The sequence below is a fragment of the Marinicauda salina genome, from assembly GCF_003122085.1.
Lineage (GTDB): Bacteria > Pseudomonadota > Alphaproteobacteria > Caulobacterales > Maricaulaceae > Maricicauda_A > Maricicauda_A salina.
The window spans coordinates 233,635-241,465 of sequence record NZ_QEXV01000005.1 but is presented as its reverse complement, the minus strand read 5'-3'; the positions used below and the strand labels follow the sequence as shown (position 1 = coordinate 241,465).

Sequence of the window (7,831 nt, the reverse complement as noted above, 5' to 3'; positions counted from 1 at the left end):
GTCCGAAGGGCCGCCGCTAACACATCCGAGAGGCCCGCCGGACCGCCCGCGCGACCCTCTTCTTCTCTTCATGCGAGCGCGGAGCGAGCTCCGGCGCCGGGGTCGGCGCTTATCCGCCCGTCCTCTTGGCCCTTGGACTCGATCCAAGGGCCAAGGCTGGCGGACGCGGCGGTTGGCGATCTGGGTCCTTGGGTCAAGCCCAAGGACCGAGACGATTGAGGCCGGCTCGTCCGGGATGACGGCGAAGGATAAGTCCTCAAAAGCCTCCTCGATCGTCATTCCCGCGCAAGCGGGAACCCAGAGATCGAAGGGCTCTCGGCATCTCTGGGTCCCCGACGGCCTTCGGCCTCGGGGATGACGAAGGAACCCTTCGGAACCGTCGAGCCATCAAGGGGGGGGAGGGGCGATTGCGCCGGGGTCGGCGCTTATCCGTCCCTCCTCTCGGCCTTCGGACTTGCCTGCGCCCGCGAAGGCGGGTGATCCGGAGGCCCAGTGACCGAGACGGTGGGGAATTGCGCCCGCCTACTCCGCGGCGGTCACCGCGGGCGCCTCGGCGAAGGGCCGGATCCCGAACTCGGGATAGACCTCCTCGGGGAAGACGACCCGGCCGTCGGCGACGACCATGCGGATGGTCTTGATCGCCTTGAGGTCGGCCGTCGGGTCGCCCGGAACCAGGAAGAAGTCGGCCCGCTTGCCCGGCTCGATCGAGCCGAGTTCGTCGGCCGCGTCGAGATGCTCGGCCATGCCGAGCGTCGCCCAAGCCAGGATCTCCGGAGCGGTCATGCCGATCGTCTGGTAGAGCTCGAGCTCGCGATGGTACGCGAACGAGCCGCCCAGATCGGTGCCCGGCACGAGCCGGATCCCGCGCTCGCGCATCATGCGCAGGGTCTCGTTGATCTGGTCGAAGGCGCCGCGATAGGCCGCGTCGTCCTCGGGGCTCGCGATGTCGGCCCAGGCGGAACGCGCCTGGCGCTGGGCGTCGACGGGCAGGTGATCGACATAGTCGACCGCGCCGGGCGACAGCTCGCCGTTGCGCGACAGAAGCAGCGCCTCGTGGATAGCGAAGGTCGGGTCGATGGCGACGTCGTTTTCGACCATGGCGTCGAGGGTAGACTGCACCGCCTCGCTCTCGAGGTCGAGATCGGGCAGGCGCTTGAGCGCGGTGAGCCTGAGCAGCGTGCGCGTGTCTTCGCCGTCTTCGAGCACCCAGCCGAGCATGACCTGGTTGATGTGGGTCATCTCGTCATAGCCCGCCGCGATCATGGCGTCGGCGTTGGTGAAGGCCGGCACGTGGCCCATGACGTAGAGCCCGCGTTCATCGGCGGCGTCGATGACGGCGGGGATCCAGTCGGGGTTCATCGAGTTGTAGATCTTGATGCGCTCGAAGCCCTCGTCGGCGTAGGCGTGCACGGCGGCGACAGCTTCTTCCTCGCTCTCGACGACCCGGCCGTTATTGGAGTTGAACTCGCTGCGGCCCTCGATGAAGCCGCTGCGGAAGACGCGCGGGCCGACCATCTCGCCGGACTCGATGCGCTCGATCAGCGCGGCGAGGACCTCGTTGTCATTGCCCATGTCGCGCACGCTCGTGACGCCGGCGGCGATGTTCAGAAGCGCGCCGGACTCGCCGAGATGGCCGTGCATCTCGAACAGGCCCGGAACCAGCGTCCCGCCGTCGCCGTCGATCACCGTCTCGCCGTCGCCGGCCGCGTCGGCGGCCTCGACCGCGACGATCGCGCCGTCCTCGAACACGACCGAGGCGGGCTCCCCGAGGCTCTGCGTTTCCGGATCGAAGACGCGCACGTTCGTGACGCGGACCGGGCCCGCGTAATCATGGGCGACGCGTTCGGCGATGTCGGCGTAGCGCGCCGCGCCGAGATCGGCGGCGAGCTCGCGCAGGCGCGGACCCTCGGATTCGAAGCCCTCGGCGAGCACGGCGAAGCGCGGCGTGATCAGGCCGAGGAAGGCCGCCCCGTCCATGATGAAATAGGTCGGGTCGTAGCTCGTCCCCGACAGGGCGTAGACCGTCGCCTCGCGCATCGCCTGCTCGGTCGCCAGCGTGACGTCCTGCATCTCGGTCAGGCGCAGTTCGCCGCCGGGCAGGACGGGCATGACGCCGTCATCGTCGGCCATCAGCGCGCGGGCGGCGACGGCGAGGAAGTAGGGCGAGCCGTTCTGCGGGGCGTAGAGCGTCGGCGCGTCGATCTCGGCCGATCCCTCGCCGGTGGCGTCGCGCCAGCGGGCCTCGCCGCCGTCGAGCGCGTAGCTTTCGTCGACCTGGTTGCCGAAGGTCTCCGCGCCTTCGATCGTCCAGCTGACCGGCGTGCCGTCGGCGGCGAGGCGAATCGCCTCGTCGAGCGTCGGGCCGCGGCCGTTGTTCGAATACTCGAAATGGACGTCGTATCCGTCGGCGAGCGTCTCGACCTCCATCGCGCCGATCGCGGTTCCCCCGAGCAGGATGGTGAACACGCCGGCTTCGTCGGCGGCGGTCTCGGCGCCGGTCTCCGCGGCGGGCTCGCCGCAGGCGGCCAGCATGAGAACGCCGGCCAGCGCCGGCAGCGATCGGTGGAATTGCAGCATGGAGGTCTCCCCGTCTTGTCCCGTCTGATTCGCGTTTAGCAGCATAATCGGCCGGCGTCTCGCCGGAGGGCGCCCGGATGCGTACGGGGCGGATTGAAATCCCGAACGCGCCGAAGGCGCGATCCGGGACCTCTCGACGACGGTTCTCCTGGAGGCCCCGGCTCTCCCTCCGGTCGGCCGGGGGTTCAGGCGGGCTTGCGGCGCGGCCGAAAAAATCACCCCACCCTGACCCTCCCCTTGAAGGGGAGGGAGACGCGCCTGCGTTGGCGGGGCGCGCTTCCCCCGCCCCCGCTTGCGGGGGGAGGGCCGGGGGTTGCGCGTGTCCACCATTCCTCTCGGCCCTTGGACTCGATCCAAGGGCCCAGCATGGAGCGCGATGCGGGCGGCGCCTTGGGTCCTTGGGTCAAGCCCAAGGACCGAGCCGGTAAGGGGGCGGTTCGGCGCCCTGAAGGGCGGCGGCTCACAACTCCATCCGCGCGCGAAGACTTTCCGGCGTCTCCCCGGCCTCCCGGAGCGCCCTTATCGTCACCGAGCGGTCGCGCTTGGCGAAGCGCTTGCCGCGATCGTCGAGCAGCAGGCGGTGATGGCGAAAGACCGGGACGGGCCAGCCCATCAGTTCCTGGAGGAGCCGGTGGAGATGCGTGGCGAAGAACAGGTCCTGTCCGCGAATGACGTGGGTGACGCCCTGCAGCGCGTCGTCATGGGCGCAGGCCAGGTGGTAGCTCGTGCCGACATCCTTCCGCCCCAGGATGACGTCGCCGAGCGTCTCGGGCCGGGCGCGCACCGTTCCGGTCTCGCCGTCTGGGCCTTCGCCCTGCTCGGTGAAGGTCAGCGTCTCGAACCGCTCGCCGAGCGCCTCGCGGCAGGCCGCGATCGACAGCCGCCAAGCGAAGGCCTCGCCCTTCTCGATGCGTTCGGCCTCCTCGTCCGGACTCATCGGCTCCAGCGGCCCGGGATAGATCACGCCCTCCGGGCCCTCGCCGGGATGGTGCGGGGCGCGGGCGATCTCGTCGGCGATCTCCTTGCGGGTCTTGAAGCAGCGATAGACCAGCCCGCGATCGGCGAGGCTCTCCAGCGCGGCGGCGTATTCGGGAAAGTGCGCGCTCTGCCGGCGCACCGGCCGCTCCCATTCCAGCCCGAGCCAGGCCAGGTCCTCGGAGATCGCGTCTTCGTACTCCGGCCGGCAGCGGGCGGTGTCGATGTCCTCGATGCGCAGGATGAAGCGCCCGCCGGCTTCGCGCGCGGCGTCCCACGCGGTCAGCGCCGAGAAGGCGTGGCCGAGATGGAGAAGCCCCGTCGGGCTCGGCGCGAAGCGGGTGGTGAAGGCGCTCATGACCCACGCCTAGCACCGCCTGCGCGCCGGGCGAAGCGGGCTCTTTTCCGCGCGGCCCGCGCCGTTATGATCCGGCCTCCGAACGCAGCGACAACCGATCGAACCCTTCCATGATCCTCATCGACGGACCGCGCATCCCGCCCAAGGGCGGGACGGCGAAGAAGCTGGTGGTGCTGTTCCACGGCTACGGCTCGAACGGCGCCGATCTCGCCGGCCTGGCCCAGCACTGGGCCGAGGCGTTTCCCGACGTCGCCTGGGCCAGCCCCAACGCGCCCGAGCCGGTCCCCGGCGTCCCCAACGGCTATCAGTGGTTCCCGATCTCCCGGCTCGACCCGGACCTGATGGAGAGCGGCGCGCGCGCGGCCGCGCCGGCGGCGGCGCACTTCATCGACTCCGAACTGCGGCGCTGGGAGCTCCAGCCCGAGGATCTGGCGCTGGTCGGTTTCTCGCAGGGAACCATGATGGCGCTGCATGTCGGGCTCAGGCGCGAGCGCGGCCCGGCGGGGATTCTCGGCTATTCGGGCGCGCTGGCCGGGCCCGAGCGATTGAAGGACGAGATGACGGCGAAGCCGCCCGTCCTGCTCGTCCACGGCGACAGCGACGACGTGCTGCCGCCGGGCCTGACGCTCGCCGCCGCCCAGGGGCTCGCCGCGGCCGGCGCCGGGGCGGAGTTCCACATCTCGCGCGGGATCCCGCACTCCATCGGCCCGGACGGGCTGGAGCTGGGCGGGCGCTTCCTCAAGGCCGCGCTGTCGGGGAAATACGCGACGGCGTCGGCGTAACCGCCGGACCACACCCGGAGGGGTTGTCAGCGGGCCTTGTGCGGCGTGTCATAGGCCTGTCACGCGCTTTCGGTTAAAGTGCGCTCGATGGACGTGGACAGCTCTGATTCGTTTCGTCGAATCAGGTGCTTCGTCAGAAGGAGGCGCGTTTTCAGGACGCTCGCTCGAGTCCGGATCCCCGGCCGACGGTCCGCACGGACCTTCCGGGCTGCGCGGTTTTCGGGAGGTCGACATGCGGATCTCTAGGGATGCGCCGGACGACCTTCGCTGTCTCGTCCTGAACGCGGACTACCAGCCCCTGTCCTACTATCCGCTGTCGACCTGGCCCTGGCAGGAGGCGATCAAGGCCGTCTTCCTCGACCGCGTCTCGATCGTGTCGGAATACGAGACGCTGATCCGCTCGCCCTCCTTCGCCATGCCCGCGCCTTCGGTCGTGGCGCTGCGCGACTACATCAAGCAGGACCGGCCGCCGGCCTTCACCCGGTTCAACGTCTTCCTGCGCGACGGCTTCGCCTGCCAGTATTGCGGCTCGTCGAAGCTCGACATGCTGACCTTCGACCATATCGTGCCGCGCTCGCGCGGCGGGCGGACGACCTGGGACAACATCGTCACCGCCTGCGCGCCGTGCAATCTCAGGAAGGGCGGCAAGAGCCCGCGCGAGGCGGCCATGCCGCTGCGCTCGCGGATCGACCGGCCGAGCATGCACCAGCTGCAGGCGCAGGGCCGGCGCTTCCCGCCGAAATATCTCCACGAGAGCTGGCTCGACTATCTCTACTGGGACGTCGAGCTGGAGGCGTAGGGGGCGATGCCCGGGCTCCACCACGTGATCTCAGGGCTCTTCTTTTTCGGGATTGGCTATCCTGTAACGATGCTCGTCTTGCTCGAAACGTCCGATCTGAATGCGACGGGCTTGACCGCTTTCTCGATGATGGGCGTTGCGGTCGTGATCGGCTCATTCGACAAGGCCAAGCCTTGGGGCGTCTTCATGCCTGGGTCGTGGGATCGATGGAAAGTGATCGCGAGATGGCTGGGTGCGATCATGGCGATCGCCGGTCTTGCAGGCGGAGCGCTTCTCCTGAGCTCCTAGAACTGGGTCCGGTTCGCCCGGTTATTGCGGCGCTGGCGGGGTCTTACCGGGCGGGCCGCCATGGCCGGCGAGTGCGGCTCTTCGCCCGTTAAGCGCTCCGGCCGGGATGATGATGTTCCGGAGTTTCGGGCGCTGAGCGCCTTTCCCTCCCCCGCTTGCGGGGGAGGGCAGGGGTGGGGGTCTGCGGCGCGGCCGGAGAGATCACCCCACCCCGACCCTCCCCTAAAGGGGAGGGAAAGGCGACTGCCCTCAAGGGGAGGGAAAGGTGACTGCGCCGGGCTCGGCGCGCCTTGCGCGCTACTCCTCTCGGCCCTTGGACTTGCCTGCGCCCGCGAAGGCGGGTGATCCAAGGGCCCAAGTCGGAGCGCTCGACGAATGATGACTGGGTCCTTGGGTCAAGCCCGAGGACCGAGCATTGAGCGCGTCGCTCCACCCGGTATCCCCGTCGCGTCGCCTCCGCGCATAATGGCCGGGTCGCACCCGATGAATCTCAGGAGGGCATGGATGAAGACGATGGAGACCGGTTGCGCGGCCGGCTGGCCCGGCGCGCTCCTGCGGACCGAGGGAGCCGCCATGCTGGTGCTGTCCGGGCTGCTTTACGCGGCCGCCGGCGCGCCGTGGTGGCTGGCCGGCGTGCTGTTCCTGGCGCCCGACCTGTCGATGGCCGCCTATCTCGCCGGTCCGCGCGTCGGCGCGGCGGTCTATAACGCCGCCCACAGTTACGCCGGACCGGTCGCGCTGGGCGCGGCCGGACTGGTCGTCGAGCCGGCGCTGATTCCCTTCGCGCTGATCTGGGCAGGCCATGTCGGGTTCGACCGGTTTCTGGGATACGGCCTGAAATACGCCGCCGGCTTCAAGTCCACCCATCTCGGCCGGATCGGCCGGGTGTCGCCAATCCCTAAACCTTCTCGCTCACCCTGATCGCCAGCCGGCAGCCCGCCTTGATCGCCGCCGAGAGCAGCGGATAGCCGATCGCCTCCTTGGCCCCCTCCCCGACGGCGAGGTCCTTGTGCTCGGTCTCCTCGTCGCGGAAGCGGGCGAAGGTCGCCGCCAGCTCGGTCTCGCCGGCGGCCTCGAGCTCTTCGACCTGGGCGTCGTAATGGCCCTCGATGACGCTTTCGACGGCCTCGGTGCAGGCGTGGGCGGCCTTCTCGCCCATCAGCGCGGTGACGACGCCGAGCCCGTAGCCGGCGACGTTCCAGATCGGCCCCAGCGCGGTCGGTCGGACCTTGCGCTCCATGAGCAGCTTGTCGAAGGCGTCGAGATGGTGCTGCTCGTCGGCCTCCATGCGCTTGAGTTGCCCGGCGATGCGCGCCTTCTCGGGCAGGCGCGCGAAGACGGCGCGCTGGCCCTTGTAGATCTGCACCGCGCCGTATTCGCCGGCGTGGTCGACGCGGATCATCTCGCCGGTCCGGTCGGCGCTGCGGACGTTTCCGGGGCGGCGGACGGTCTTTCTTTCGAAGCTCATGCGGGCGCCTCCTCGCGGCGGCTGGCGGCGACGAACGACACGGCGGCGAGCCCCGCGCTGATCAGCGCGTTCCAGCCCGCCATCGAGATCCCGAACAGCGACCAGGCGATCTCGTCGCACAGCACCACGCGCTGACCGGCGCCGAGGGCGGCGTTGAGATCGTCGAGGCTGAAATTCGGCGAGCCGCCCGAGGCCGTGCAGGAGGCCGGGCCCTCGATGAGCCCGTACTCGATGCCGGCGTGGCGGGCGGCGTAGAGCGCGCTGCCGACGAAGACGAGCCCGAGCGCGGCCGCGCCCCAGCGGGCGTAGCGGCGGGTCTCGGGCGCGAACGCGTAGGCGCCGACGAGACCGAGGCCGAGAACCGCCGCGGCGACATGGATCCAGCGCTGGACGTAGCACATCGGACACGGCGGATAGCCGCCGATGAACTCGAAGCCGAGCGCGCCGAGCAGAAGCGCGATCGAGGCGAACGCGCCCCAGAGCGGCCAGCGGGTCGGGGCGGACTGCGTGCGGAGGAAGGCGGCGGCGTCGGTCATGGGCGGGACTATAACGTTCAAGGACGCGCGGGCGAGGGACGAAGCGCC

The 7,831-nt window shown here is 69.7% G+C and carries 8 protein-coding genes; 4 read left to right on the top strand and 4 right to left on the bottom strand.

Annotated features, from left to right (window positions below; all coding sequences use genetic code 11):
- Positions 1-522: 522 nt before the first annotated feature.
- Together DDZ18_RS11830 and gluQRS are read right to left on the bottom strand one after the other, a co-directional pair.
- Positions 523-2,577, bottom strand: a complete 2,055-nt coding sequence (locus DDZ18_RS11830; protein ID WP_109253593.1) for an amidohydrolase family protein — start codon at positions 2,575-2,577, stop codon at positions 523-525.
- A 460-nt stretch (positions 2,578-3,037) separates the two neighbouring features.
- Positions 3,038-3,910: a tRNA glutamyl-Q(34) synthetase GluQRS gene (gene gluQRS / locus DDZ18_RS11825; protein WP_109253592.1), complete on the bottom strand. Its 873-nt coding sequence runs from the start codon at positions 3,908-3,910 to the stop codon at positions 3,038-3,040.
- Positions 3,911-4,020: 110 nt separating this feature from the next.
- Between gluQRS and DDZ18_RS11820 the strand changes: the two genes are divergently transcribed.
- From DDZ18_RS11820 to DDZ18_RS11805, 4 genes are all read left to right on the top strand, one after another.
- Positions 4,021-4,692, top strand: a complete 672-nt coding sequence (locus DDZ18_RS11820) for an alpha/beta hydrolase (RefSeq protein WP_109253591.1) — start codon at positions 4,021-4,023, stop codon at positions 4,690-4,692.
- A gap of 232 nt (positions 4,693-4,924) precedes the next feature.
- Positions 4,925-5,491, top strand: coding sequence for an HNH endonuclease (locus DDZ18_RS11815; protein ID WP_109253590.1), 567 nt, complete (start codon positions 4,925-4,927; stop codon positions 5,489-5,491).
- A 6-nt stretch (positions 5,492-5,497) separates the two neighbouring features.
- On the top strand, positions 5,498-5,779 hold the full coding sequence (locus DDZ18_RS11810; protein ID WP_109253589.1) for a hypothetical protein: 282 nt from the start codon (positions 5,498-5,500) through the stop codon (positions 5,777-5,779).
- A gap of 504 nt (positions 5,780-6,283) precedes the next feature.
- Positions 6,284-6,700 (top strand): DUF4260 domain-containing protein, encoded by a 417-nt coding sequence (locus DDZ18_RS11805; RefSeq protein ID WP_233245824.1) that lies wholly within the window; start codon positions 6,284-6,286, stop codon positions 6,698-6,700.
- Here the strand turns inward: DDZ18_RS11805 and DDZ18_RS11800 are convergent.
- Both DDZ18_RS11800 and DDZ18_RS11795 read right to left on the bottom strand, forming a co-directional pair.
- Positions 6,678-7,247, bottom strand: a complete 570-nt coding sequence (locus DDZ18_RS11800; protein ID WP_109253588.1) for a demethoxyubiquinone hydroxylase family protein — start codon at positions 7,245-7,247, stop codon at positions 6,678-6,680. The genes DDZ18_RS11805 and DDZ18_RS11800 overlap by 23 nt on opposite strands.
- Positions 7,244-7,783 (bottom strand): disulfide bond formation protein B, encoded by a 540-nt coding sequence (locus tag DDZ18_RS11795; RefSeq protein ID WP_109253587.1) that lies wholly within the window; start codon positions 7,781-7,783, stop codon positions 7,244-7,246. The genes DDZ18_RS11800 and DDZ18_RS11795 overlap by 4 nt, the downstream gene beginning before the upstream one ends.
- Between the last annotated feature and the right edge of the window lie 48 nt (positions 7,784-7,831).

Excerpts from the sequence above, each read along its gene's own strand:
- DDZ18_RS11830 (WP_109253593.1), bottom strand. The coding sequence starts at position 2,577 with ATGCTGCAATTCCACCGATCGCTGCCGGCGCTGGCCGGCGTTCTCATG.
- gluQRS (WP_109253592.1), bottom strand. The coding sequence starts at position 3,910 with ATGAGCGCCTTCACCACCCGCTTCGCGCCGAGCCCGACGGGGCTTCTC.
- DDZ18_RS11820 (WP_109253591.1), top strand. The coding sequence starts at position 4,021 with ATGATCCTCATCGACGGACCGCGCATCCCGCCCAAGGGCGGGACGGCG.
- DDZ18_RS11815 (WP_109253590.1), top strand. The coding sequence starts at position 4,925 with ATGCGGATCTCTAGGGATGCGCCGGACGACCTTCGCTGTCTCGTCCTG.
- DDZ18_RS11810 (WP_109253589.1), top strand. The coding sequence starts at position 5,498 with ATGCCCGGGCTCCACCACGTGATCTCAGGGCTCTTCTTTTTCGGGATT.
- DDZ18_RS11805 (WP_233245824.1), top strand. The coding sequence starts at position 6,284 with ATGAAGACGATGGAGACCGGTTGCGCGGCCGGCTGGCCCGGCGCGCTC.
- DDZ18_RS11800 (WP_109253588.1), bottom strand. The coding sequence starts at position 7,247 with ATGAGCTTCGAAAGAAAGACCGTCCGCCGCCCCGGAAACGTCCGCAGC.
- DDZ18_RS11795 (WP_109253587.1), bottom strand. The coding sequence starts at position 7,783 with ATGACCGACGCCGCCGCCTTCCTCCGCACGCAGTCCGCCCCGACCCGC.